This is a genomic window from Pseudomonas fluorescens (assembly GCF_902497995.1).
Classification (GTDB): domain Bacteria; phylum Pseudomonadota; class Gammaproteobacteria; order Pseudomonadales; family Pseudomonadaceae; genus Aquipseudomonas; species Aquipseudomonas fluorescens_BK.
This window is the reverse complement of the sequence record NZ_CABVII010000016.1, coordinates 15,226-40,008: the sequence shown is the minus strand read 5'-3', so window position 1 is coordinate 40,008 and position 24,783 is coordinate 15,226. Positions and strand designations below refer to the sequence as shown.

The 24,783-nt window shown below is 57.0% G+C and carries 22 protein-coding genes and 1 pseudogene; 15 read left to right on the top strand and 8 right to left on the bottom strand.

Features of this window, described 5'->3' with window-relative positions:
- Positions 1-56: 56 nt before the first annotated feature.
- The 3 genes from F8N80_RS18965 to F8N80_RS18950 all read left to right on the top strand — a co-directional run bounded on the left by F8N80_RS18965 (position 57) and on the right by F8N80_RS18950 (position 1,706).
- Positions 57-272 carry a TOBE domain-containing protein gene (locus F8N80_RS18965; RefSeq protein ID WP_008145745.1) on the top strand — a complete coding sequence of 72 codons (216 nt, stop codon included), beginning with the start codon at positions 57-59 and terminating at the stop codon, positions 270-272.
- A gap of 370 nt (positions 273-642) precedes the next feature.
- Positions 643-1,383, top strand: coding sequence for an AzlC family ABC transporter permease (locus F8N80_RS18955; RefSeq protein WP_150784456.1), 741 nt, complete (start codon positions 643-645; stop codon positions 1,381-1,383).
- On the top strand, positions 1,380-1,706 hold the full coding sequence (locus F8N80_RS18950; protein WP_150784455.1) for an AzlD domain-containing protein: 327 nt from the start codon (positions 1,380-1,382) through the stop codon (positions 1,704-1,706). Before F8N80_RS18955 ends, F8N80_RS18950 begins: the two co-directional genes overlap by 4 nt.
- 65 nt (positions 1,707-1,771) lie before the next feature.
- On the opposite strand, the pseudogene F8N80_RS18945 reads toward F8N80_RS18950, so the two are convergent.
- From F8N80_RS18945 to F8N80_RS18935, 3 genes and pseudogenes are all read right to left on the bottom strand, one after another.
- A pseudogene (locus F8N80_RS18945) lies at positions 1,772-1,972 on the bottom strand (hypothetical protein); the annotation flags it as partial.
- A 297-nt stretch (positions 1,973-2,269) separates the two neighbouring features.
- Positions 2,270-3,460, bottom strand: a complete 1,191-nt coding sequence (locus F8N80_RS18940; RefSeq protein WP_150745245.1) for a Fic family protein — start codon at positions 3,458-3,460, stop codon at positions 2,270-2,272.
- A 244-nt stretch (positions 3,461-3,704) separates the two neighbouring features.
- Positions 3,705-3,977 (bottom strand): hypothetical protein, encoded by a 273-nt coding sequence (locus F8N80_RS18935; protein WP_150745244.1) that lies wholly within the window; start codon positions 3,975-3,977, stop codon positions 3,705-3,707.
- A gap of 496 nt (positions 3,978-4,473) precedes the next feature.
- On the opposite strand from F8N80_RS18935, the gene dgt reads away from it, so the two are divergent.
- From dgt to F8N80_RS18885, 9 genes are all read left to right on the top strand, one after another.
- Positions 4,474-5,925, top strand: a complete 1,452-nt coding sequence (gene dgt, locus F8N80_RS18925; RefSeq protein WP_224790715.1) for a dGTP triphosphohydrolase — start codon at positions 4,474-4,476, stop codon at positions 5,923-5,925.
- Positions 5,918-6,613 (top strand): hypothetical protein, encoded by a 696-nt coding sequence (locus tag F8N80_RS18920; protein ID WP_150745242.1) that lies wholly within the window; start codon positions 5,918-5,920, stop codon positions 6,611-6,613. Before dgt ends, F8N80_RS18920 begins: the two co-directional genes overlap by 8 nt.
- 136 nt (positions 6,614-6,749) lie before the next feature.
- Complete coding sequence (locus F8N80_RS18915) at positions 6,750-8,102, top strand: MATE family efflux transporter (protein WP_150784454.1); 1,353 nt, start codon at positions 6,750-6,752, stop codon at positions 8,100-8,102.
- 184 nt (positions 8,103-8,286) lie between these two features.
- The gene (locus F8N80_RS18910) at positions 8,287-11,001 is read left to right on the top strand and encodes a type VI secretion system Vgr family protein (protein WP_150784453.1); all 2,715 of its coding nucleotides are present in this window, start codon (positions 8,287-8,289) and stop codon (positions 10,999-11,001) included.
- Entirely contained in the window at positions 10,998-12,905 is a 1,908-nt protein-coding gene (locus F8N80_RS18905) for a phospholipase D-like domain-containing protein (RefSeq protein WP_150784452.1), read from the top strand. Before F8N80_RS18910 ends, F8N80_RS18905 begins: the two co-directional genes overlap by 4 nt.
- Entirely contained in the window at positions 12,905-14,191 is a 1,287-nt protein-coding gene (locus F8N80_RS18900; protein ID WP_150784451.1) for an SEL1-like repeat protein, read from the top strand. Before F8N80_RS18905 ends, F8N80_RS18900 begins: the two co-directional genes overlap by 1 nt.
- The gene (locus F8N80_RS18895; protein WP_150784450.1) at positions 14,181-15,095 is read left to right on the top strand and encodes a hypothetical protein; all 915 of its coding nucleotides are present in this window, start codon (positions 14,181-14,183) and stop codon (positions 15,093-15,095) included. The genes F8N80_RS18900 and F8N80_RS18895 overlap by 11 nt, the downstream gene beginning before the upstream one ends.
- Before the next feature lie 179 nt (positions 15,096-15,274).
- Entirely contained in the window at positions 15,275-15,970 is a 696-nt protein-coding gene (locus F8N80_RS18890) for a phosphoribosyltransferase (protein ID WP_150784449.1), read from the top strand.
- A gap of 435 nt (positions 15,971-16,405) precedes the next feature.
- Positions 16,406-17,809: an MFS transporter gene (locus tag F8N80_RS18885; RefSeq protein WP_150784448.1), complete on the top strand. Its 1,404-nt coding sequence runs from the start codon at positions 16,406-16,408 to the stop codon at positions 17,807-17,809.
- On the opposite strand, the gene F8N80_RS18880 is transcribed toward F8N80_RS18885, so the two are convergent.
- The 5 genes from F8N80_RS18880 to F8N80_RS18860 form a co-directional block, all read right to left on the bottom strand.
- Positions 17,796-18,383: a DUF1097 domain-containing protein gene (locus tag F8N80_RS18880; protein WP_224790714.1), complete on the bottom strand. Its 588-nt coding sequence runs from the start codon at positions 18,381-18,383 to the stop codon at positions 17,796-17,798. The genes F8N80_RS18885 and F8N80_RS18880 overlap by 14 nt on opposite strands.
- A 60-nt stretch (positions 18,384-18,443) precedes the next feature.
- On the bottom strand, positions 18,444-19,016 hold the full coding sequence (locus F8N80_RS18875; RefSeq protein WP_150784515.1) for an NADPH-dependent FMN reductase: 573 nt from the start codon (positions 19,014-19,016) through the stop codon (positions 18,444-18,446).
- Positions 19,017-19,052: 36 nt separating this feature from the next.
- Positions 19,053-19,493, bottom strand: coding sequence for a cupin domain-containing protein (locus F8N80_RS18870; RefSeq protein ID WP_224790713.1), 441 nt, complete (start codon positions 19,491-19,493; stop codon positions 19,053-19,055).
- Between the two features lie 179 nt (positions 19,494-19,672).
- Positions 19,673-20,788 (bottom strand): alcohol dehydrogenase catalytic domain-containing protein, encoded by a 1,116-nt coding sequence (locus tag F8N80_RS18865; protein WP_150745236.1) that lies wholly within the window; start codon positions 20,786-20,788, stop codon positions 19,673-19,675.
- Positions 20,789-20,846: 58 nt separating this feature from the next.
- Positions 20,847-21,428, bottom strand: a complete 582-nt coding sequence (locus tag F8N80_RS18860) for an amino acid synthesis family protein (RefSeq protein ID WP_150745235.1) — start codon at positions 21,426-21,428, stop codon at positions 20,847-20,849.
- 127 nt (positions 21,429-21,555) lie between these two features.
- On the opposite strand from F8N80_RS18860, the gene F8N80_RS18855 reads away from it, so the two are divergent.
- From F8N80_RS18855 to F8N80_RS18845, 3 genes are all read left to right on the top strand, one after another.
- Positions 21,556-22,407, top strand: a complete 852-nt coding sequence (locus F8N80_RS18855; RefSeq protein ID WP_150784446.1) for a fumarylacetoacetate hydrolase family protein — start codon at positions 21,556-21,558, stop codon at positions 22,405-22,407.
- 40 nt (positions 22,408-22,447) lie between these two features.
- Positions 22,448-23,008: a VOC family protein gene (locus F8N80_RS18850; protein ID WP_150784445.1), complete on the top strand. Its 561-nt coding sequence runs from the start codon at positions 22,448-22,450 to the stop codon at positions 23,006-23,008.
- A gap of 102 nt (positions 23,009-23,110) precedes the next feature.
- Positions 23,111-24,751 carry a bifunctional 3-(3-hydroxy-phenyl)propionate/3-hydroxycinnamic acid hydroxylase gene (locus F8N80_RS18845; RefSeq protein WP_150784444.1) on the top strand — a complete coding sequence of 547 codons (1,641 nt, stop codon included), beginning with the start codon at positions 23,111-23,113 and terminating at the stop codon, positions 24,749-24,751.
- Positions 24,752-24,783 lie beyond the last annotated feature (32 nt).

Here is a 24,783-nt window from a genome sequence, read left to right as displayed (position 1 = left end):
TTTGAAGGCCTGCACATCCGTGCGGATGTATTCGACATCAGACAGGAAGCCTCATCATGACCATCAAAGCGATCAACGTCCGCAACCAGTTCAAGGGCGTCATCAAGGAAATTGTGACAGGCGAAGTGGTCTCCGAAATCGATGTGCAAACCGCCTCCGGCATCGTCACTTCGGTGATTACTACCCGTTCAGTGCGCGATCTTGAATTGAAAGTGGGGAGCGAGGTGATTGCCTTCGTCAAATCCACCGAAGTCTCGATCGCCAAGCTCTGAAATGCCCTGTTTAGTGGTCTAATGAAACCGGGCACCCATTGAGGCGCCCGTTTTTACTTACGCCTTCGCCTGCGCTCGCAAGCCAATCCTTCAAACGCCCACACGCCGGATCCTCTGCCTTCTACTCATCGATCATCAAATACTGAACCGCCTCCCTGAGCGTCATCGCCTCCGTCACCGGCCGAACCAGGCGCCCCTGCTGTACCATATGCCTCACCAGATGATCCCAGTCTAAAGCGAGCCCTTGGTTATCCAGCGCCATTTGCACGAGCAGGCTGTAGTCATTGCCGCTGAAGTAGTATCCAGCTTCAGACCGGCCGGCGTACGGTCAATCGAACCGGTAGCGCGAACAAAATAACAAGGAGTCGAGATGCCGTACCGATCAGGAAGGGAAGCGTTCATGCAAGGTGTCCGGGCGCTGATTCCATTGAGCCCCGGTGTCGTGCCTTTTGGCTTGCTGACGGGGGTCATGGCGATCAACATGGGCCTGTCGCCGGGTACGACCATGGGCATGACGCTGCTGTTCTACTCCGGATCCGCGCAGATGGTCGCCCTGCAACTGCTCCATACGGGCATTGTGCCCCTGGCGATCGTGGTCACCGCCCTGGTCATCAACTTGCGCTTCATCATGTACAGCGCGTCACTGGCCCCCCATCTGCACCACTTGCCCCGACGCTGGACGTGGCCGCTGTCCTACATGCTTTCGGACCAGTCCTACGCGCTGTGCAGTCTCAAGCTTTCCTCAGGCGAACTGGGGCCATTTGCTCACTACTACTATGCCGGCACCGCTGTTGCCATGTGGCTGTCCTGGCAATTGTCAGTATTGGCGGGCATCTATCTGGGTGCCAGCATCCCCGAGACCTGGTCATTGAGCTTTGCCATACCGCTTTCTTTCCTGGCGCTGCTGGTTCCCGGCCTACGTAGCGCGGCAACCCTGGGCGCCGCCACGGTCGGCGGGCTGCTCGCCGCGATTGCGATCGATATGCCGTACAACCTTGGGCTGGTCACCGCTTCCATCGGCGGTGTCATCGCGGGTCTGGTGATCGAGAGTGTTCGCAAACGCCCATTGAGCGGTGCGCCGACCCCTGACGTCGAGAGGGAGACGCGATGAGTGATCTAGCCATGTGGGGACTGTTCCTGGCGGTCGGCCTGGGAACCTTCGCCATGCGTCTTTCCTTTGTCGAACTGTATGGCCGGTTGCGCATCCCGTCGGTGCTGAGACGGGCCTTGCTGTACGTACCGGCCAGTGTGCTGGCAGCCCTGGTGCTGCCAGCCGTGGTGTACCCCAATGGGCAGGGTGAATTCGTGTTGAGTAACCCGCAGATACCGGCGGCCATTATGGCGGCGTGGGTTGCGTGGCAGACTCGCAATACGGTTTTGACGTTGGCGGTTGGGATGGGGGGGTTGTGGCTGTTCAGGTTTATAGGGCTGTGAGGCGCCTATGTACTGGCGATACGACCTTAAAAAGCGGGTTCAAGAAAGGCCCGCTGTACGGTATTCGCTTCCTTGATAGCCGGAGTGGATTGCGCAGGGATTGCAACGACAGCGTCACACCCCTCACAAACCCCAACCAAAATCTGCTTGGCCTCGCCTTGACCGTCACTGAAAGGGACGCCCCGGCGGACATAAGTGGTAGTGACAACCTGCTGACAATGCTCACAGAGAGCCTTGCCGCGATCACCTTCGAAAAGAAGTTTCATGGGCACTCACCGATGTACGCTTCTGATCCAATCTGCGGGTCTCCAAACCTGATCGCCGGGTGGCGAGGGGTGGACTATAAGAGTTATCGCTTCATGGGCGATATGAGCGATTTCCGAGGTTGCTGTAGGACCGATATGGAATGCAGGCAGGACGCTGGAATGTGCCGCAGAAAATGCCGCTTGGTGAGTCCGCTTCGAAAGCAGGCATCGCTCACGCTTATCCAAATACCGAAACAGGCGCGGATTCCTCCCCACGGTCACAGCGGCCGGCTTCGAGGGCGCGTGTACTCGCGTGGACTATTGAAACCGTCGATGTAAATCCGGAAAAATATCTTGGGCAAACCAGGCGGGCAGGCCGGGTGTGACGATCCGGGATTTAGGCGTTCGACTTTCCACCAAGCCGACTTTGACCAGTCGCGAAAGCTCATCGATTGCCAAGCGTGAGGATAGGCCGGTGAAGGTCTTTATTTCGTTGCGCGGCAGGCTTCCTTGGGTGATCAGCGCAACGATTGCTGGCGCACTTTCCGGGCGAATGCCTTGTTGTTGAAGCTTCTCGTTGTAGCGAAACGCGCGTATCACACGCTCTCGAAGCTGGGACGGGTTTACGGCTGCGGTCATGTAATCGACCTGATCGTGACAAACCTGGAGCATGAACTCGATGAATTCGAAATACCGTCGCTGAGACAGCTGGCCTCGTCCATCCAGATCACCCTCTCTTCGGCGGTCCGCCATTGTCAGAACGCTGTAGTAACTCTGATGCTGCCTTGCAAGGCCTCGTGACAGTGACCAGAGCGTTGGCTTAAGCCCCAGACTCACTAATTGCAGGTGAGTGACCAACCGAGCAACGCGACCATTCCCGTCGGCAAAGGGGTGAACCCAGGCGAGACGATGATGGTAGGCAAGCGCAGAAATGAGCTGACGGCGCGGGTCTGTCTGCCGGCCGAAGCCTGCTTGAAGGTGCTGAAGCATACCGTCTACAGCTGAAGCGTGCGGTGCGTCATGATTACCCACGACGACGTTCTGGCCTGTGCCGGACCGCAGGATGCCGGGCTGCATGATTGAGCCATCTGACAGCCGTTCCGTGTCACTGGCTCCCCGAAAAAGCCGTTTGTGTGTTGTGCTCACGAGCTCAGGTGCAAACATGTCACCCCAGGCAAACGGCGCCCGCTGACGCAAGGCCCGTTCGAACAATGCTTGCACTGCCATCTGTTCAACCGCCAGGTTTTTAAGCTGTTTGCGGTATTTGACCGGCGCCGCTTGCGCTCTTTGCATATCGGCGGGCTCGGTGTATTGCCCTTCGATCAGGTTCGAATAGTACGTATTGGTGATTTGCAGGAGACGGCCGAGGCGTGCAGCGGTTTCAGGCGGCAGGCGTCCAGCTAGAAACTGTGTCTTCCTGGGCAACGCGTCTGCAAGAGCAATGATTGACGGCGGCAATGCGTCAGGGAGAATCGGGTCGAGCCAGGATTTTGATGTGATCAGGGACATACCGGTCTGTACCGTGCGCAAATTCTGCACATTTTATTTCACATTCTGGCTTGATGAACAAGCGCTAATTTACTGGCCTGTAGAGGTTTTAAAGACTTTCTAAATGAAGTTTTCTGCACATTTTATTTCACATTTTTTTTGTGCGGTGACTTCGGTCAATGGGTTCACGAAAGGATCCTTCAGACGCGTTTACGCACAGGTCGCAATTGCAGAAACGGGCGCCCTTTGAGGCGCCCGTTTTTACTTACTCCTTCGCCTGCGCTCGCAAGCGTCGACCGATCACGTCCATCAAGTCACAGCCGTCGCGTAACGGAATGGCCAACAGCTGAGAAAAGTCCTTCAGCACCACCGTGTCGCAGCCGAGTTCGGCGCGGTACGCGATGTTTTCCAGCACTTGCGTGACCGTGCGGATGCGATGGTCAGCCATGGCTTGCAGGACGTCGAGGGGGGCTTGGGTGTCGATGAGCAGGGAGGCCGGGATCAGGTCGATTCCGGTGAGGGGCATGTATCGATTCATTTGAAGATCTCTGTTTGATTGGCTCAAGGCCGTCACTCAGTCGTCGCCAAACGATTGGGTGGCAGCTGTGCGCAGGTTGGCGAACCGGCACAGAGAACACCGGCAGACCCGAAGGTCTCCCGCGCACAGCCGCCATAACAGCGGCTTTGCGGGTGCGACGACCCCTGCAATAAAGCGTAGAGCCCTCGCATTCTCTGTGGTCAGGTCGCCAAACCTGAATCGCCATTTTGGGCGACGGGACGGACTATAAGCTTCATCGGAACGGCGGGCAAGGTTAGGGATTCCGAGGTTTATGTAGGAAGTTTTATGGTCGTCCTAGGACCTTTAAAGCCACTTTTCATCCATAGCAGACTGCACGGGCGGTTACAAAGCCCCGTTGTGATTCACTCATCGAGCACTGTGAAGCGGCTCTCAGCTGAGCTATGATTTCAGCGTTTTTCATCAAAACTACTCCCGTCCTCCTTCTCAACCAAAACATAGACACGGAAAGCTCCTCATGCTCATGCACCAGGATTCGAAATGGACGTCACTTCTCAATGAGAATCGTCGTAAGAAAGCTGCCCAAGCGTCGGATTCCTCTGCTGCGAGTGAGCCGCAGAAGGACATCGAATATCGGACACAAATTGAGCGTGATCACGACAGAATTCTTTTTTGTACGCCGGTCCGACGAATGGCGGACAAAACCCAGGTTTTTCCTCTCGACAAAAACGACAGCATAAGAAATAGGTTGACTCACTCTCACGAGGTTTCAAATCTTGCGCGTAGTCTTGGGGTGACCCTCGCCTATAATTTGCAATCACTTCTGGATATTCCCGATGCTAAGCGTACTGTCCCGGCATTATTAGCCGCGGTAGGATTGGTACATGATCTTGGCAACCCACCATTTGGGCATCAAGGGGAAGCGGCAATTCAAAGTTGGTTCAGAGATAATAAAGAAGATTTGTGCTGCGATGATATTCCAGAAAATTTATATCAAGATTTTTTGAAGTTTGAAGGCAATGCCCAAACATTTAGACTCGTCACAAGATTGCAGTTGCTAAATGATAACTTTGGTCTTGATCTGACTTATGCAACTCTTGCGGCGATGATGAAATATCCGACCTCTTCGATGGGTGTCGACAAAGGCGCTGGTGTTGCAAGAAAAAAACATGGTTTTTTTCACTCGGAAGAATCAATTGCAAAGGAAGTGTTGGGTGAAGTTGGTCTGGAAATGGGCCTGCGTCATCCAATGGCCTATCTGATGGAAGCCTGTGATGATATTGCTTATGCTGTGTTAGATGCAGAAGATGCTATCAAGAAAGGGTTGGCGTCTTTTTCGGACTTAATGGCTCATTTGAAACATGAGAATTCAGACCCTCTAGTTAGAAATGTCGTATTGTTGGGAGAAGAGAAGCACACTGAGTATCGTGGGGCTGGTTTGTCTCCTGCCGAGCTTAACGATGTATCGATGCAGCGATTTCGCGTATTTGCTATTGGTGAAATGATTAATGCCGCGACTGAGGCTTTTTTAAAAAATGAGAAGAGTCTAGTCGGCGGTACAGAGAAATTATCACTTCTTGAACTTTCTAGAGCTAGCCGATTGAGAGACTCTCTTTGTGATTTCTCCAGAACCTACGCTTTTGTCCACAGGACAGTACTAGAGGTTGAATTGAGGGGGTACAACACGATTAGGGGTTTGATGGATATTTTTTGGGACGCAATTAAAGAGACTGATCCCAATAAAAAGAAAGATATACCAAAAAATCCGTATGATCGTTATGTTTATACGAGAATTTCTGAGAGTTATCGCAGGGTTTATAATGATCCTGCTGATGAGGTGAAACAGCTTCCAGTAAAATATCGTCAGTTTTTGCTACTTACCGATATGATTTCTGGAATGACTGACTCCTATGCGATGAATTTGCTAGAAGAGTTAACGTCGTTCAAGATGAAAGTGAAAAATGCATAGCATTCAAAAAAAATTAAAGCGTTATATTACTCGCGGTGGCGAACATTGTTCGCCGTTGCAAGTAATACTCCATGATGTTCAGCGCGAGTTGCCGGAAACTGTTATTTTTGGAGGGATGGTACGAGATTTTGGCTTGAGTGATGCAAGGCATTTTACATCTGATATAGATTTGGTTACGACAGCGCCAGCCTGTGATATTTATAAATTAATAAAAAATCATCAACCAATTAAAAATAAATTTGGAGGGTTTCGTTTTTCAGTATCCAATCGGCTTTTTGATATTTGGTCCCTACAGGATACTTGGGCTATACGCGAGGGGCATGTAGAAGGCTGTTCCATTGAAAGCTTGCTTGAGACGACTTTTTTCAATTTGGATGCGGCCTTTTTTAAAATAAGTGATTATCGAATCTGCGCTTCAGATAGTTATGAGTTGAACCTGTCGAAGCGGTTGCTTGATATTAACCTTAAAAAAAATCCAAGCCCCCGGCAGATGGCTATAAGAGCAGTGCGTATGGCAATGATAAAAGATCTTTTTATTGCTCCGGGACTGGCGGAATTTGTATTGTCTGAACTTTTTGGTCGCGGTATTAGTCCCGCTTTAGATTCATATGTTAAAAATCTCTATATGCACTCGCTAAAAGAATCTGATGGTTGTTTTAGATATGACCCTCAGTTATCTATTTGGTAGTGCTGGTTGGTATTTTAGTTGTTTTATTGTTTGTTTTTTTTGTATTGGTTCGTGTGAAAAGTGGCTGATAATTTCAATGTGGCTGACTCTGTGGACTCAGTAAACTGATCAATATCTACATAACTCGGCGCCATTTATGCGAATCCAACCCAACCCCCTATGGAAAACCTACCTCCTATTCCTCGCCCCCATGGTCCTCTCCAATTTCCTCCAATCCATGTCGGGCACCATCAACAGCATCTACATCGGCCAGATGCTCGGCACCCAGGCGTTGGCAGCCGTGTCGGGCATGTTCCCCATCGTGTTCTTCTTCATCGCCCTGGTCATCGGCCTCGGTGCGGGTGCCAGCGTGCTCATCGGCCAAGCCTGGGGCGCGCGCGAAACGCATCTGGTGAAAACCATCGCCGCGACCACTTTGCTGTTGGGCGCGATGATCGGTTTGGTGGCGGCGGTATTGGGCAGTGTGTTCGCGAGGCCAGCGCTGCAGGGTTTGGGCACTCCGGCCGACGTGCTGGACGACGCCGTGGTCTACGCCCAGGTGATGATGTGGATCATGCCGTCTCTGCTGGTCTACGTGCTCTTTACCCAACTGTTGCGCGGGGTGAGCGATACGGTGTCGCCGCTGATCGCGTTGCTGGTGTCGACCTGTATCGGCCTGGCGCTGACGCCGGCGTTGATTCGCGGTTGGCTGGGGTTGCCGATGATGGGGATTCAGAGTGCGGCGTATGCGGGGTTGGTGGGTAACCTGTCGGCGATGGCGTGGCTGGCGTGGCGCTTGATCAGCAAGGGGCATCCGTTGGCGCCGGATCGGGAGATGTTTGCGGCGATGCGCCTGGACTTGGTGATTCTTGGCAAGGTGTTGCGCATCGGGTTGCCGACCGGGTTGCAGATGGTGGTGTTGTCAGCGTCGGAGCTGGTGATTCTGGCGCTAGTGAATCAGCACGGTTCCCAGGCGACGGCGGCGTATGGGGCGGTGACGCAGATCGTCAATTATGTACAGTTCCCAGCGCTGTCGATTGCGATCACGGCGTCGATCCTGGGTGCCCAGGCGATCGGGGCAGGGCGCATCGAGCGTATCGGGCCGATTTTGCGCACGGGGCTGTTGATCAATGTGTGCCTGACTGGTGGGTTGGTGGTGTTGGGTTATCTGTTGTCGCACTGGTTGCTTGGGTTGTTCCTTACGGATGATTCCACCCGGGCGAAGGCGGAGTACTTGCTGCACATCATGCTCTGGAGCCTGTTGGTGTTCGGTTTCCAGGCGATCATCGGCGGCATCATGCGTGCCAGCGGCTCAGTGTTGGTGCCGATGGCGATTTCGATTTTCTGCGTGGTCGGGGTGCAGTTGCCGGTGGCGTATGTGCTGGACGGGCACTTTGGATTGCAGGGGGTGTGGATGGCGTTTCCGGTGGCGTATCTGGGGATGCTGGTGTTGCAGACGGCGTATTACAAGATGGTTTGGCAGCATCAGAAAATTGAGCGGTTGGTGTAGGAGGGCATCGCAGACAGGAGTAATTGACTTACCGGTTTTCAGAAAATACGGAAACGTCTTACGCGCCCATCAGAAACGCCCTATTTAAACCGTGGCCGCCATCGTAAAAGCTTCCAAACCCTAGGACCAGGGTGGAAGCCAAGCCCTTCCTGATCGTCAACATTCAGACCAGGAAGGCCTGACCATGCCCGACCCCATACGCACCTTCTTCGACCACAGCCGGCACAAACTCAGCGTCCATAACTTCGACGCCACCCTCGACGTCCTGGCCTTCCACGGCGAAGAACAGCTCAGCCAGCCCTTCCACTACGTCATCGAATTCACCTGCACCGAACAGGACCTCGCCGCCGACCAGTTGCTCAACCGCGACGCCCGCTTCAGCCTGCACGCCCCACTGCGCCCGCTCACCTTCCTGACCCGGGACCTCCCGGTCAAACCGCTGCGCACCCTGCACGGCGTGGTGACCGGCTTCAAACGCCTGTCCGGCTCCGTCGACGAAGCCCGCTACGAAATCACCCTGCAACCGCGCCTGGCCTTGCTCGCCCGCGGCCAGCAATTCCGCCTCTATCAACACCAGTCCGTGCCGGAAATCGTCGAACACATCCTGCGCAGCCGCCACGATTTCCGCGGCGAGGATTTTTTCTTCAAGCTCACGCGCAAGTACCCCCGGCGCCTGCAAGTCATGCAATACGGCGAAAGCGACCTGGCCTTCATCGCCCGCCTGCTGGCCGAAGTCGGCATCTGGTACCGCTTCGCCAGCGACGACCGCCTGCACCTCGACGTCGTCGAATTCCATGACGACCAGCTGCATTACCAGTCCGGCATCCAGCTGCCTTACCACTCACCGGCTGGCCTGAGCAGCAGCGAGCAGGACGGCGTCTGGGCCTTGCAAACCCAACACCAGATAGTGGAACGCCAGGTCAACATCCGCACCTACCAGCACCGTGACGCCCGCGCCCACCTGGACGGCGAAATCGACCACACCCGTGGCGCGACCACCACCTACGGCGAGGCCTACCACTACGCCGAACCCTACACCGCCCTCGGCGACCGCTACCAGTTCTACGAAGACCTGCCCCCGGAAACCGGCTACTTCTTCGCCCGCCTGCAACACGAGCGCTACCTCAACGACCAGACCCGCCTCAGCGGCACCAGCAACAGCCCGACCCTGGCCCCCGGCCAAGTGCTGAACATCGCCGGCGGCGCGCCCCAGGCCTTCGCCCGCGGCACGGTGATCACCCACCTGCGCACCCGCGCCGCCCGCGATGCCAGCTTCGAAGCCCGGTTCCAGGCCATCCCCTATTCGGAAAGCGTGTGCTTCCGCCCAGCGCTGCTGGCCAAACCACAAATCGCCGGCACCGTCCCGGCCCGGGTCAGCAACCCGCAAAAACACGACCCCTACGCCGAAGTCGACGTCGAAGGGCGCTACCGGGTGCACTTCCTGTTCGACCGCGACACCTGGAAACCCGGCCAGGAAAGCATGTGGCTGCGCCTGGCCCGGCCCTACGCTGGCGACACCCACGGCCTGCACCTGCCACTGATCGCCGGCACCGAAGTGGCGGTGGCCTTCGAACAGGGCGACCCGGACCGCCCCTACATCGCCCACGCCCTGCACGACAGCCAGCACCCGGACCACGTGACCCTGCGTGCGCGCAATTACAAACGCAACGTGCTGCGCACGCCGGCCAACAACAAGCTGCGGATGGAGGACACCCGCGGCGAGGAGCACGTCAAGCTCAGTACCGAGCACAGCGGCAAGAGCCAGCTCAACCTCGGGCACTTGGTGGATGCCGAGCAGCAGAAACGCGGCGAAGGGTTTGAGCTGCGCACCGATGGTTGGGGGGCGATTCGGGCGGGGAAGGGGTTGTTCATCAGTGCCGAGGAACAGGCCAAGGCGCAGGGGCCGGTCCTGGAAATGAGCACGGCCATCGGCCGCCTGCAACAGGCCGGCGAACAACTGCAGCAACTCTCTGTCGATGCCCAGGCCGCCAACGCCGATCCCGCCGACGTAACCGCGCAGCTGAACCTGCTCCGGCAAGACCTGGAGCAACTCAAGTCGTCAGTGCTGCTGCTCAGCGCGCCCCAAGGCATCGCCCTCACCAGCGGCAAACACCTGCAACTGGCGGCGCAAAACAACCTGATGCTCAACGCCGGGGGCGAAGCGGACCTCAGCGTGGTCAAGCGCTTGTTCATCGGGGTGGGGCAGGGCTTGAGCGTGTTCGTGCGCAAGCTGGGCATCAAGCTGATTGCCAACCACGGGTCGGTGAGCGTCCAGGCGCAGAACGACAAATTGGAGTTGATGGCCCGTCACGGCCTGGCGATCAGCAGTACCGAAGACGAAATCCACATCACCGCCAAGAAGAAAATCACCCTCAACGCCGGTGGCAGCTACATCACCCTCGACCCGTACAGCATCGAATGCGGCACGGCGGGCGATTTCAACATCAAGTCGGCGGATTTCAACTACAGCGGCCCCGCCAGCATGAAGGCCACGCATCCGGAGTATTCGCAAAGCCTGGCCAAACAAATCTTGCGCCTCAGTGTACCGCAAGCCCCCAACGCTCCCGACCAAGGCTGGGCGGGGATGCCCTACACGCTGTACGCCGACAGCGCGTTGCTCCAGCGAGGCGTGCTGGACAAGACCGGTCAGCTGTCGATCGACCATCAAGTCGTGACCCGCGGTTACCGCCTGGATCTAGCCAACGGCCTGCGCTACCAGATTCCAGTGCCCAGCGACTACCGCAACGCCGAACAAGCGCACCTGGCCAACAAAGGCCTGCAAAACCACCCCTCGCAAACCGACCCCGAGGTGAGCCAGCCGACTTCACACACCGACCACCGTGCGCTGTATGCAGCGGTTATTGAAGGAACCAGTGACCAGGAAGGGAGCACACAATGAATCACCCCGACATCGTCTCACCCGTAGCGCTGCAGCACACCAACGAGGTGACCTGCATCTCACCCTGGTATGTGCAGAACACCGAATACCATCCAGTGAAGGCCACTTACCGTCCCTTGATCAATGGCGAAGAAACCTTCAAGGCCGTGCACCTGGCTATCGCGGCGGCCACGAAATCCATCGACATCATCTGCTGGGGATTTCAGCCGTCGATGTACTTTATCCGCGACGATCCCAAGGCGCCGAACATCGGCGCGCTGCTCATGGACAAAGCCAAGGCAGGTGTTGAGGTTCGTATATTAGGCTGGGAGATGCCGTTCAATACCGCCGGTGTGGGCGACGAGGCCAATTTGCCCGGTAAAGGTCCATTCCGCATCATGGACCGGGCAATGCAACCCTCCACGGATGACCAGTACGCCAAGGATCGCGAATGGTTTGCCCGATGCGCGTTCACCGGTCACCTGGCCCCTGCCATCCGCGTAGCTCGCAACGTGCCCGTATTTGTCAGTCGCGGCTTCAACCTGTTTGAAAGGGCCGAAGTGGCCCATCAAGCGAAATACAAAAGTCTAGACCCGCAGCTCAGCCCACTTACGCTTGCCACGCTGACGGCGACGGCCACCCACCATCAAAAGACTGTCCTGGTGGACTACGATCTGGCGGATCGCGCCGTCGGTTTCGTCATGGGCCATAACATGCTCGACGAATACTGGGACACCGACGACCACTCGGCGCTGAAGCGCGACAAGGGCGACAAACCTGAACCCAACGCCGGCCCGCGCGGCGATACCCCCCGTCAGGACATCTCCAGCCAGGTCAGCGGGCCGATTCTGGAACACTTGCACCACAACTTCGCCACCGCCTGGCGCAAAGAAACCGGCGAGGACTTGCTTGCGTCCCGCCAGGCCATGCAGGTGGGACCAAAACTCCAATGCACCGCCGGTGAAATCCGCCAGTTGGCGCAGCTCGTGCGTACTCAGCCCCAGGAAGGCAAACGCGATATCGAACGGCTCTACCTGCAAGCCGTCAACAACGCGACCCAGTTCATCTACATCGAGAATCAGTATTTTCGCTGGCCCCCACTGGCCGAGCTGATCAAAACCGTCGCCAAACGCCATACCGAGGCAGGGAAGGATCCTGGGGAACACGGCCATTTGCATCTGTTCGTGATTACCAATGCCTCCAAGTCCGGCATCGGCCCGGGCGCCATGAACACTCAACGCATGCTCGAAAGCCTCGGACGCGGCGACACCATTCCGAAACTAACGAAGCTGCAACGTATCGAGAGAGCAAAAGCCCAATCAGCGGCACTGGCGCCCACCCTGGGAGAACTCGTCGAAAAACAGGCCCTGCTCACGCTGACCAGTCTCACTGATGCGTTGGGAGCAACCGATATCAACGACAAAGCCAGGGAGGCTCAACGGGACACCGCCAGGTCCAATGCGTGGCGGCAGTACGCGCTCAAGAAGCAGATCGAGGCGATCGAACAGGACGCCGTTGTTGCGGACTTGAAAATCCCCGGGCTCAAAGTCCATGTGTGCTCGTTGGTCGCCCCCGACTCACCCGCAGGTAAAAAATGGACGTCGGTGTACATCCACTCCAAGTTGATGATCGTGAACGACGTGTTCACTACTCATGGTTCGGCCAATATCAACACCCGCAGCATGCAGGTCGATAGTGAGCTGAATATTGCTCATGAGTGGGCGAGTGTGACGCGGGCATTGCGTAGGCGGTTGTGGGATCTGCATACGAAGGGGAGAGGGGCGCAAAATGATCCGGCGGTGGCGTTCGATGCCTGGCAGGAAATCATCAATGACAATAAAAAATTCCAGGAAGACGAGGAGACGCCTAGCGCCTCCCTTGTCGAATTCTACTACGGCGAAGAGAAGCGAAAGGACCTCGACTGATGCGTCGCATCTTTTTGCTGTCATGCCTGTTACTGGCCGCTTGCAATCTCGACGGCGACTTCAATAACACGAGGAAGGACAAGCCCTTGAATCCGCTCACTGAAATCAAAGCCAAGTTGGCCTTCAGCTGTGTGCACGAGAAAATTCCAGAGGCTCCAACCGAGCCTGATGTTCTATTCCAATACGCACGCTGGCTCCAGAAGAATAACCAGCTCAAGCAGGACAAAAGCGTCGACACTGAAATTGAACGGCTATACCGTATCGCCAGCGAGAATGACCATTACAAGGCCAATATCAACCTCCAGAACGGGGCAATGCGTGGACACTTCAACGTCCGTGGCGAGGAGCATTTGCGCATGAGTCAGCAACTGATGGATGCCGGTGTAGCCACGGGTTATTTCTTCGTGGGCAACTTTCTGAGTAAAGGATCTGCCGGACTGAAACAAGATACGGAAATGTCACTGCGTTACTACCGCAAGGCTGCGGATCAAGGCAGTGCTGAGGCGCAATACTATGTGGCTGACATATTGGCACCCAAAAAGATTGCTCCAGCCGTTGCTCGGCAGATGCGCAGATGCGCTGCCGAGCAGGGGCATGGCAGGGCTGCGGCGATGTTGTCGATTTATTTGAGAGATGAAGAGAAATACATCGAAGCCATCGAAGTTCTACAGATGGGTGTTGCTGCGGGTGAAAGCACCTCGGCTTCGCGCCTGTCAAAAGGTTTTCTTAACCCTCCACTTTCCAATCAGTCGCATTATCTTGGCCAACAGAAAGACCTCGAACGCGCCGAGCGTTACGAAAAAATCTGGCGCATCCTCGCAAACTACTCCTACGCCAACCCCACCATCCCCGAAATCAACGAAATCCTCCCCTTACCACCCGCCAAACTGCCCGCCTGGGACGGCAAACTCCAATGGCTCGAAGCGCGCCTGGCCAACGTCCCACCACAAAAGCCCAGCGAGGCACTGATCCATCAACTGGCCAAGGCCAAGAGCCTCGACCCCGCCACCGGTCGACCATTGCCAGACTCACCCGCCTTCATCCAGGCCATATACCCCTGGCCAACTTGCCAGAGCGGCCAAGCTTGCCCGCAGACAGGCTACTGGAAAGCCGAACCGTTCTACCAGAGTCGCGCACGCTTCCAGGGAACCTCTATCCGGCGCTTCAAACAGGGCGAGATGATGCCAACCCAGGAGGTCACGAGGTACCAAACCCGTTTCTTGTTCGCCGACCGAATCACGACTCAAGTGGAAAACGTCAGTTGGAGACTATTTGGTGAAGCTTAAGTATTGCCTGATAGGAGTTCTAAGCGCGGTACTTGGCGGTTGTGATGGCCCAACTCTTCCTCCGTCGGAGGCCCTGAACAGGGACCATCCCAGCAAGGATATTTGTCGCGAATACACTGATGAATCACAGGGTAGATGCACTGCAAACCTGCGTCCTATTTCCAGCAATTACGTCGTGAAAAAAAAGCAGGTCTATTGGATGCGGAAAACAGAATATACAAGTACCCCCTGTCTAAGATTCGTTGGGGCGATTTTTCATAATCTCTTTTCTTGGAGGTGCCTGACTTCCGAGCCTAATCAAGTCGATTATATTGAAGAGCGTCACCTGCGCAGAGTCACTGCGTACTCACCAGCGTTTCAACCGCTGGAAGGCAGCGGACCTCTACTCGTCGACTGGCAGCAGAAGCAATTGGCAGATTACGCGAAAGATGAGACCGCAGTTTATAATGGAACCAGAAAAATCACAGGAGCTAATCCGCATGATTTTTCAGTTATTTTCCCTTTTGGAAACGATGAAAGGTGGAAGAATTTTAGCGTGTCACGAAGCGGCAAAAAAATATTTTTTGGGGGGTGGGCAACGGATATCGACTTGAATCAATTTCGCGCCTTCTCTCCTGTACGGTGTCCGGAGCCTTGGTTACCGTGCCCCACCAATATTGATGAGCTCCTATCTAACCACGACAAATCTGTAGGAATATTGGGAAGCGTCGGAAGTGATGTGGTTCTTCTGCAGAATATGGGTGTTGTTCGTTTTGCGAATATGGTTTCGCCAGATATGTTCATGTTTATAACGAGGTATAAAATTTATCTTTACACCCGCGGAAAATTCTATGAAGTCAATAAAGACAGCGGTTGGCCGATAGAGATGGATGTTAATTTTTACGATGGTTATTACAAGTATTGAGGAGGTTATGTTGTTTTGAATCGGTCTAGATCATGCTAGATCTAGCGTGCCGTATACCCGCTTTCTTGCTCGTCGGGATCTCAAGCCTGAACTTGATACCAACCACCGTCAGACCGACAATCCATCAGACGACCCCGTGATGTGAACCAACAGGCGTGATCGCCTGAGGAGGCGTTCAAATGAGTCTCTCATCGCCACTCATCTTGCAAGACCGCGCCGCAGCCGGTCGACGTCTGGTGGAGCCGCTGCTGAAATACGCGCACAGACCCGATGTCATCGTCCTCGCCTTGCCCCGTGGCGGGGTGCCAGTGGCCTATGAAGTGGCCACGGCCCTGGAGGTGCGCCTGGACCTGATGCTGGTGCGCAAGCTGGGGGCTCCCTCCAACGAGGAGTTCGCCATGGGCGCCATTGCCAGCGGCGGCATTCAGATCCTCAATGACTACGCACTGCGGGCTCACCCGATCGATCAGGCCACGTTCGATGGCGTGGTCGCACGGGAAACCCGGGAGTTGTTGCGGCGTGAGCAGGCTTATCGGGGAACGCGCGCGCCGGTGCAACTCAAGGATCAGGTGGTGATCCTGATCGACGACGGTCTGGCGACAGGCGCCTCGATGACGGCGGCGATCCACGCGGTGCGTCTGCAGGCGCCGTCGCGCATTGTTGTCGCCGTGCCAGTGGCACCGATCGAGACGGCGGAGGCGCTGCGCAGTGAGGTGGATGAGCTGATCTGTCCGGTCGTACCGGAGTGGTTCATGTCGCTCGGCCATTGGTACATGAATTTTTCCCAGACCTCGGATGCAGAGGTCATCACGCTGTTGCAGCGGGCCTGGCAGAGAGAGTCCAACCTCGCTCAACAGCCTCCCGGTCATGAGTGACCAGTGGCATGGTCATCGTACAACATTGCCTGACATCCCCTGGCAATACAGTTGCAAATCAAAGGATTGTCAGTCCACACAGCATCAGCAAAAACAGCATCCTGTGCATAAAATTGCCATATGCACCGGACCCATTGAGACGAACGGCTATTTTTTCAGATTGACAATCGAGTACCTAAGTCGATATAAAAAGCGCAGTTGTACGACGACAGACGAATCATTGCCTGTTCATACCCTAAAAATAAAAAAAGTGTCGACCTCTCATGAATCCAGCGCATTTACACACCTACCTGAATACCGCGTCCAATGGTTCGAATCCTGGCTGCTTCACTCTGCACATCGCGGATTGATCGCGGTTTGGTGATGCTCCACGACCCAATTGACCTCGCTTGAAACCGAGAAATCATCAGCATAATCCAACAATAAAGTGATGCTATGAATCTGAACGAGCCCATCATCGCGAAACGAGTCGGTCAAGCCGTCGGCAACTATCGCTGGACCATTTGCGCGCTGTTGTTTTTTGCCACCACCGTCAATTACCTGGACCGCCAGGTACTGAGTCTGTTGGCGCCGGATCTATCGACGCAATTCGGCTGGAGCAATACCGACTACGCCAACATCGCCTCCGTCTTTCAGTTTGTCTACGCGATTTCCATGCTGTTCGCCGGCCGCTTCGTTGACAAAATCGGCACCAAGACCGCCTATGTTGTAGCGATCGGCATCTGGTCGACCGGCGCGATCATGCACGCCTTTGCGGTGCCGATGGGTGAGGGGATCGGTGCCCTGAGCAGCGCGTTGGGCCTCGCGGTCATCCCGGTCTCGATTGCCGGCTTCATGCTGTCGCGCGCCGTGCTGGCGATAGGCGAAGCGGGCAATTTCCCGATCGCGATCAAGGCCACCGCCGAATACTTTCCGAAGAAGGAGCGTTCCTTCGCCACGGGTATCTTCAATTCCGGGGCCAATGTGGGCGCGATCCTGGCGCCGATCTGCGTGCCGCTGATTGCCGCCCTGTGGGGCTGGGAAGCGGCGTTCATCGTGATCGGTGCGTTGGGCTTCGTCTGGGTGGCGGTCTGGATTGCGCTGTACGAAAAACCGGAGCAGCAAAAACGCCTGTCGGCGCAGGAGCTGGCCTACATCCGCAGCGATCAGGGCGCGCAAGCGGTCACCGGCACCGACTCGGGTGCCGCCGCTAAAAAAGTATCGTGGTTCAAGCTGCTGACCTACCGCCAGACCTGGGCCTTTGCCTTCGGCAAATTCATGACCGACGGCGTGTGGTGGTTTTTTCTGTTCTGGCTGCCGACCTATCTGTCGGCGCAATACGGCATGAAGGGCCAGGCCATCGTGTTGCCGTTGGCCGTGCTGTATAGCATGACCATGGTGGGCAGCGTCGGCGGCGGCTGGTTCCCCAGCTATTTCATGGCACGCGGCGACGCGCCCTATGACGGTCGGATGAAAGCCATGCTGGTGATCGCACTCTTCCCGCTGCTGGTGCTGTTGGCTCAGCCATTGGGTCACATCAGTTTCTGGGTGCCGGTATTGCTGATCGGCGTGGGTGCCTCGGCGCACCAGGCATGGTCGTGCAATATCTTCACGACCGTGTCCGATATGTTCCCGCAAAAATCCATCGCCTCTGTGGTCGGCATTGGTGGCATGGCGGGCGGCTTGGGCGGCGTCGCGATGACCAAGTTAGGCGGTTGGGTGTTCGACTATTACAAAACGATCAACGATATCCATACTGGCTACATGATCATGTTTGCCATCTGTGCGCTGGCCTATCTGGTGGCATGGAGCGTGATGAAGGTGCTGGTGCCGCGCCACAAGGAAATTACCGATCTGTAGGGAAGGCGGCTCGATCTGGTGTGCCATGATCGCAGCCTTCGACTACTGCGGGCGGGGACGATGCCTGCTCATCGAGACGACCCCGGTTGACCGCCTGCCCGCTCCAGCGTTTCTTCACCAGGCTGGCCAATAATCCGGCGACGACGCCCAGCGTCGAGGCCGTGGACAGCTCGACAAAACTGTCGAGCGTCGGCGGCAGCTGCGAGGCGAAGTAGCCGACCAGGCCCAGGAAGGAAGCCAGCACATTATTGATCACCGGCAGCACTTGCAGGGACAGCACGATCAACGTCACTACCAGCACCAGCGGGGTGATGCTCCAGGCACCGAGGTGGGGCGCCAGTGCGGCACCGGCCACGCCGGCCGCGATACCGATGGCCAGGCCGATGAGTACACAGGCCAGATTGATCACCCCGTCGCGCGCCGTGATGCCGCGGGTAAAAAACGCGATCCATCCAATGAACATGGCCCAGACCGGGCCTTCGATCAACAGTGCACAGACGGTAGCTGCGAGGCAGGCCACGATCGACTCGCCGAAAATGGCCTTGAATTGATTCATGCTCATGGATTGGGTCATGGCAATGTCACCTTATCGTTGGTTTGTAGAGGGAAGCCGTCGGGCTTCGTCTTGCCACTGTTATGAGACTGGACCGCTAGCCAACATCCTGATCTCGGCCACCAGATGATCGACAGCTGCCAGCATGAACTCGATGGTTGTTTCGTCGACGAAGTGGCCGTCCTGGATTTTTTGATTGACCCCAGGAATGACGATCTGCGGACTGCAAACGACCCTGGACAACGTGGCCGAAAGCGTTTCACGCAGTTGAGATTGAGCGCGCACCCCGCCCAGCACGCCGGGCGAGGAGGTCATTATCAGCACGGGTTTGTTTTTCAACGGTGAATTGAAACCGGGGCGAGAAGCCCAGTCCAGCGCATTCTTCAGTACGCCGGAGGTGCCGTAGTTGTATTCAGGCGAGCAGATGATCAAGCCAGCGGCCTGGGATATCGCCTCTTTCAACGCCGCCACCGATGCAGGCAATGCCTCTGCTTCCAGGTCTGCGTTGTAAAGGGGAATATCGTTCAGGGAAAACAGGCTCATGGTCGCTCGATCACCCAATCGACTGGCGAGTGCCTTGAGTACCGCTGTATTGGTTGACTGTGAACGCAGGCTGCCGGAAATTCCAAGCAGGCGATAAGCGACGGTGGCCATAAAATTCCTTGAGTCAGAGCGATGAACAAACAAAAACTACAGCGCCTGTTTCTCTGAAGGTAACACCCCTATCATCACGAACAGAGCCCGGGCAATCCGCTCGCTTTTGTTGCGCCACGCGTGCCGTGTGCCGTTTTGAATCACGATGTCCCCCGCCTTGACCAGACGGCTCTGACCGTTATCCAGCTCCAGCCACATCTCGCCTTGCAGAATGATTCCGTAGTCAATGGTGGCGGTGGTGTGCATGCCCGGATTTTCCGGCTCGAAACTTTCGATCAAACCGGGCAGGGCGGCACTCAGCTCGTTAAAGGCCTGCACGCCATCGACTGGATTGTGCATCAGGGTGTCGGGTGGAAAATCGAACATGGCGATGCTGGTGCCGCCTTGAGAAGGGATCAGCGAGGCGTGATCGAGCGTTGGGTCGCGCGATTGTTCGAGGAGCGCCGGATGGGCGGGAGTGGTCCACAGTTGCGCCATGGCGTGCCCTGGTATCGAGGTAAAGGACTGGGCTCTTGGGGCAAAGTCGTCTGAAACGAACACCGAGTGACCCTGTTCGTCGTGGCCAGTCACGATTCTTCTTATCTTCATATGGAGTACTCAACGAGCAGTCAAAGAGCCGGCCAGGGGAGGGGGACTACTCCCCTGGTCGGGTTCAATCAAGGACAGATGACGTAGTTGCTGAAGCCGCCATGACGGTTTTCGATACCGGTGATGGCGCTGTTGACGTCCTCCAGGCTGAAGGCGGTGTTTTCGAAGAACGAGAGATCAAGCGCCCCGGATTCCACCATGTCCGCCATGGCCTGGCCTTGCCCGGTGGTGAACCAGGCCGAGCCGCTGATCTGGATGTCGTTGTCCATGATCCAGTGCAGGTCGATCGGGACTTCGCCGGCGATGGCGCCGACGTTGACCAGGTGCCCACCGCGGTGGAGGGACTTCAAAGCCTGGGTCAGACTCTCGTGTGGCGCGCCGGGGCCAAGCGCATCGATGACCACATCGACGCCTTCGCCATGGGTGACTTCATAGGCCCATTCGTGGGTGGGAAGCGTACCGAGGGTATGAATCTCGATCCGGCCCGGGGCCGCCAGGTCTTTTACCTTCTGGAACAACTCCTGGTTTCTCGCGGTGCCGAGGATTTTGCGCACGCCCATGGCCAGCGCCAGGGCGACCGCACCCAAACCGAGCGTGCCGCTGATGCCGTTGATCAGCACCGTGCTGCCGGGGCCAGCATTGGCCTTGAGCAAGGCCTTGTAGGCGGTGCCCAGATAACCCAGGCGCGCAGCAGTCTCGAAACTGATGTTGTCCGGCAGTTTCACCAGGCTGTATTGCGGGGCAGGGATGTACTCGCAAAGACCGCCGTAGGGGTAGTCTTCGAACATGCGCGGGCTTTTCGGTGTGAAGCCGAAATAACCGTTGAAGGTATAGGCACTGCAGGCAATGGTGTTGCCCGCGCGGCAGGCCCGGCATGAACCGCAATGGCGGCCCGGGTTGACGTAGACCCGGTCGCCGACCTTGAAGTCGTAGACCTGGGCGCCGACGGCTTCGACGACGCCTGCAGGGTCCAGCCCGAAAATCGCCGGGAGTTTCGGCAACGGGTTCTGCGGGAACCATTTGACCCAGTTGGTGAGGATGTTGTGCAGGTTCGGCACGATCCCGCAGGCCTTGACCTTAACCAGCACCTCGGTCGGACGGATCCCGGGGACGGGCACTTGTTCGATGACCATGGGTTGACCGCCTTCATACAGACGTGCGGCGCGCATAGTTTTTGCAGTCATGATGTTCTCCAACACACATATTGTTTTTGTAGTGGGTGCACGTTTCAAATCTTCGGCTTTAACGCAGGCCGTCTTCGCCCTTCACTTCGGTGGCGGCCAGGCCGCCGAGTCGCGCATGAATCCGCCCGCCCGTGGCCATGGCCAGGCCGAAGGCGATTTCACCGCGACGAGGGCCGTCCCATACGGTCATTTCCGCCACGCCGAAGTGGCTGCGCACATAGGCCGCCTGGATGTGCCCGAGCGGGATCATCACCCGGCAACCGGGGCCACCGATGGTCTTCGCCGCCGGCACGATCGCCTTCGGGTTGCCCAGGGCCTCGCGCATGGCCCAGCCGCCGGCTTCGTGCCAGACCGCACCGTGTTCCAGCTCGCCGTCTTCGCCGACGATGGCACCCTTGCCATAGGCCTGTACCTGTTTGACGCCGCCCAGTGCATGGATCAACTGCTCGGACAGTTGCGCGCCCAGCCCTCTCAATGCCTGCATGAACGGCAGCAGATCCTCGACATATTGACCTGCGTAAGGGTTGGCGACCACAGCGGTGGCGACCGCAATCCTGAGCGGGGCCGACGAGCGCGGCCCGCCTTCGTGGAACACTTCTTCGACGTCCAGTTTGACCTTGCGAATCATTACCAGCGACATGCCTTATCTCCTGAACCGAGCGCCTTGCGTCGCTCGTTATTTTTTTGAACCGGTCTTCCACATTATGCATTTAATGATGTATGGTGCAAGGAATTAGTTTTTGTGCACAAAAAAACAGGAGAAGAACATGAAGCTGATTTCGTACCGCAAAGAGGGCAAGGCGCATTACGGCGCCGTGATCGGCGACGGGGTGGTCGAGCTGACCCGCCGCTTTACACAGGCGGCGGATCTCGCGTCCTTTCTGGCCGACCCGGCCCTGATGCAGGAGGCCCGACAGATAGTAGAAGCCGCACAGTCCGACTACGCGTTTTCCAGCATCGAACTGGAGGCCGTGATCCCCAATCCCGGAAAGGTGATTTGTGTCGGTATCAACTATGTGGCCCACGCCGAAGAGGCCGGCAGAAAGGTCGGGGAGTTCCCGGTGATTTTTCAGCGCTTTGCCGAAACCCTGCTGCCCCACGGAGAACCGCTGGTGCGGCCGCAGGTGTCAGAGCAATTCGATTTCGAAGCCGAGCTGGCGGTGGTCATCGGCAAGGGTGGCGCGCATATCGATCCGGCCGATGCGATGGACCACGTCGCCGGTTACACCTGCTTCAACGACGCCAGCGTTCGCGATTGGCAATTCCATACGCACCAGTACGGCATGGGCAAAACCTTCAGGAAAACCGGAGCGTTGGGCCCTTGGCTCATTCCTGCTGCGGAAATTTCCGATTACCGTAAGCTCGTGGTACGAGGGGTACTCAATGGCGAGCAGTTGCAGGAGGGCAGTCTTTCAGAGTTGGCGTTCGACATTCCGCATCTGATTTCCTACGTGTCGAAGGCGTTGTCGTGGAACCCGGGCGACATTCTGGCCACCGGTACGCCGAGCGGGATCGGCTTCAAGCGCAATCCACCGATCTTCCTCAAGCCCGGTGACGTTTTCGAAGTGGTCATTACCGAGATCGGCACGCTATCGAACGGCGTGATTGACGAAGCCTGAGCGTTGTCCTCTACACAATCACAAGAACTGGAGGTTCCAGATGCCCGCATTACCGACTATCAATTTCACCCACTCCGGCGTGTTCTGCGCCGACCTCGATCGCATGGTCGATTTCTACTGCCGTACCCTGGGCTTCATCGTCAGCGACAAAGGTGTCGCCTCAACGGGGCATCGGCTGTTTTTCATGACGCAGAACCCCGAGTTGCATCACCAAGTCGTGCTTTTCGACGGCAAACCGGTGGACCTGCCCTTCAACCCGATCAATCAGTTGTCGTTTCTGCTGAACTCGCTGGATGACCTGAAGACTTACTACCAATTCGCCAAAAGCAGCGGCATCGAAGGGATTGCCCAGGTGGACCACGGCAACGCCTGGTCGATGTACTTCAAAGACCCTGAAGGCAATCCCATCGAAATGTATGTCGATGCACCGTTCTACACCGCACAACCCTGCAAGGAACCCCTGGATCTCGAGCTGCCGAGCGAGGTCATCCTGGCGCAAACCGAAGCCATGTGCAGGCGCCGTCCCGGTTTCCAGACGCGAGAGGAGTGGAAAAATTCCATTCGGGCGAAGATCGAAGCGCAGCGGGTTCGAATCGGCTGACAGCGCCCACCCCGGGGCTGTTGAAGCCTGGCTGATGGGCGCGCACATGCCTGTTCATCAGCCAGAAATCGCGATGAATAAAAACAAAAAGCGGAGTAGACGATGGACTACGATGTCATCATTGTTGGAATGGGGCCGGTGGGTGCCCTGTGTGCAAATCTGGCCGGCATGTGGGGGCTCAAGGCCCTCGTCGTGGATAAGTCCGAGACGGTGTACACCAACCCCAGGGCCATGGGTCTCGACCACGAAGTGATGCGGGTCTTCGGCAATATCGGCCTGGCCGATGAGATCGCCGAGCATGTGATGCCTTATCGGCCCTCGGAGTACCGAACCACCGATTCCCGGCTGATCAAGCGCATCGATGCGGCCAAGCCTCCCTTTGCGCTGGGTTGGGCGCCGAACTATGTGTTCTCGCAACCGCCGGTCGAGCGTGCCCTGCGCGGTAAAATTGCCGATCTGAAGTCGGTCTCCGTGGAGCTCGGTTCAGAGGTCCTGGCGGTCGATTCCACAGGCTCGCAAGCGGCTGTGCGCATTCAGGCCAAAGACGGCACCGTGCGCACGGTGACCACGGACTATGTCTTGGCCTGTGACGGCGGCACCAGCCCGATCCGCACCCGACTGGGACTGAAGATGGAGAATCTGGCCTTCGACGAGCCGTGGCTGGTGGTCGATGTGATTCTCAATGAAGGGGCGGGCGAGCATCTGCCGAAGACCAACGTGCAGTTTTGCGAGTTGGCCAGGCCTTGTACTTTTGTCGTCGGACCCGGTCAGCATCGGCGCTGGGAGTTCATGATCAATCCTGACGAACAGCCGTCGGAAATCTCCCAACCCGAAGCGATCAGGAAGCTGATCTCGCGCTGGTTGCCGGTGGGTGACTATCAGCTATGGCGGGCGTCGGCTTATCGATTCCATGCCCTGATCCTCGAGCAGTGGCAGTCCGACCGGGTGTTGTTTCTCGGGGATGCGGCGCACATGACGCCGCCGTTCCTGGCGCAAGGCATGTGCCAAGGAATCCGCGATGCACTGAACCTGGTGTGGAAGCTCGCGCTGGTGAAAGGCGGGCTGGCAGCCCCGGCGTTCCTCACGACTTATCAGACTGAACGGGTACCTCATGTGCGCCAGACCACCCTGGCCGCCAAGGAGTTTGGCGCAGTGATCTGCGAACGCGACAGCGAGAAAGCGGCGCTGCGCGATACGCGGTTGATCCAGCAGATGACGAAGAACCCCGCCGGGATCATCAGGCAATCGCTGATTCCGGGGTTGTCTCAAGGGTTTATCGCCCAGGTCGCGCCCGCCGGCGAGCTGTTCCCGCAACCGAGGGTCATCAACCACGCCGGGAAGACGGCGCTGCTGGACGAGTTTACCGGCCAGTCCTTCCGGGTGGTCATTGCCCCCGGGTTTGACGCCAGCGCGTTACTCAGATGCCTGCGCAGCAGTCAATCGCTCAAGGGGCTGCCGATCCATGTCGTGCGCCTGGTCCGCCCGCAACAGCCAGGTCCACGCACGGCGGATGACTATCAGGAAGTTGACGAGGTATTGGCGCAGTGGCTTGAGAGCCGGGGCTGCAATGTGGTCATCGTGCGCCCGGATCACTACGTGTATGGCGGGGCGGTCACTGTGGCCTGGGCGATGGAGTTGCTGGAGGGCATGGAGCTTGCGCTGTGGTGCAAGAAGCCTGAGCAGGCTGCACAGGGTGATGGCAGCGACCCGATGCTCAGGTTTGCGCAAGGCTTGAACCCGTAACAGGCACCCGCCCTTCGCTTCGCGCTGTCCAC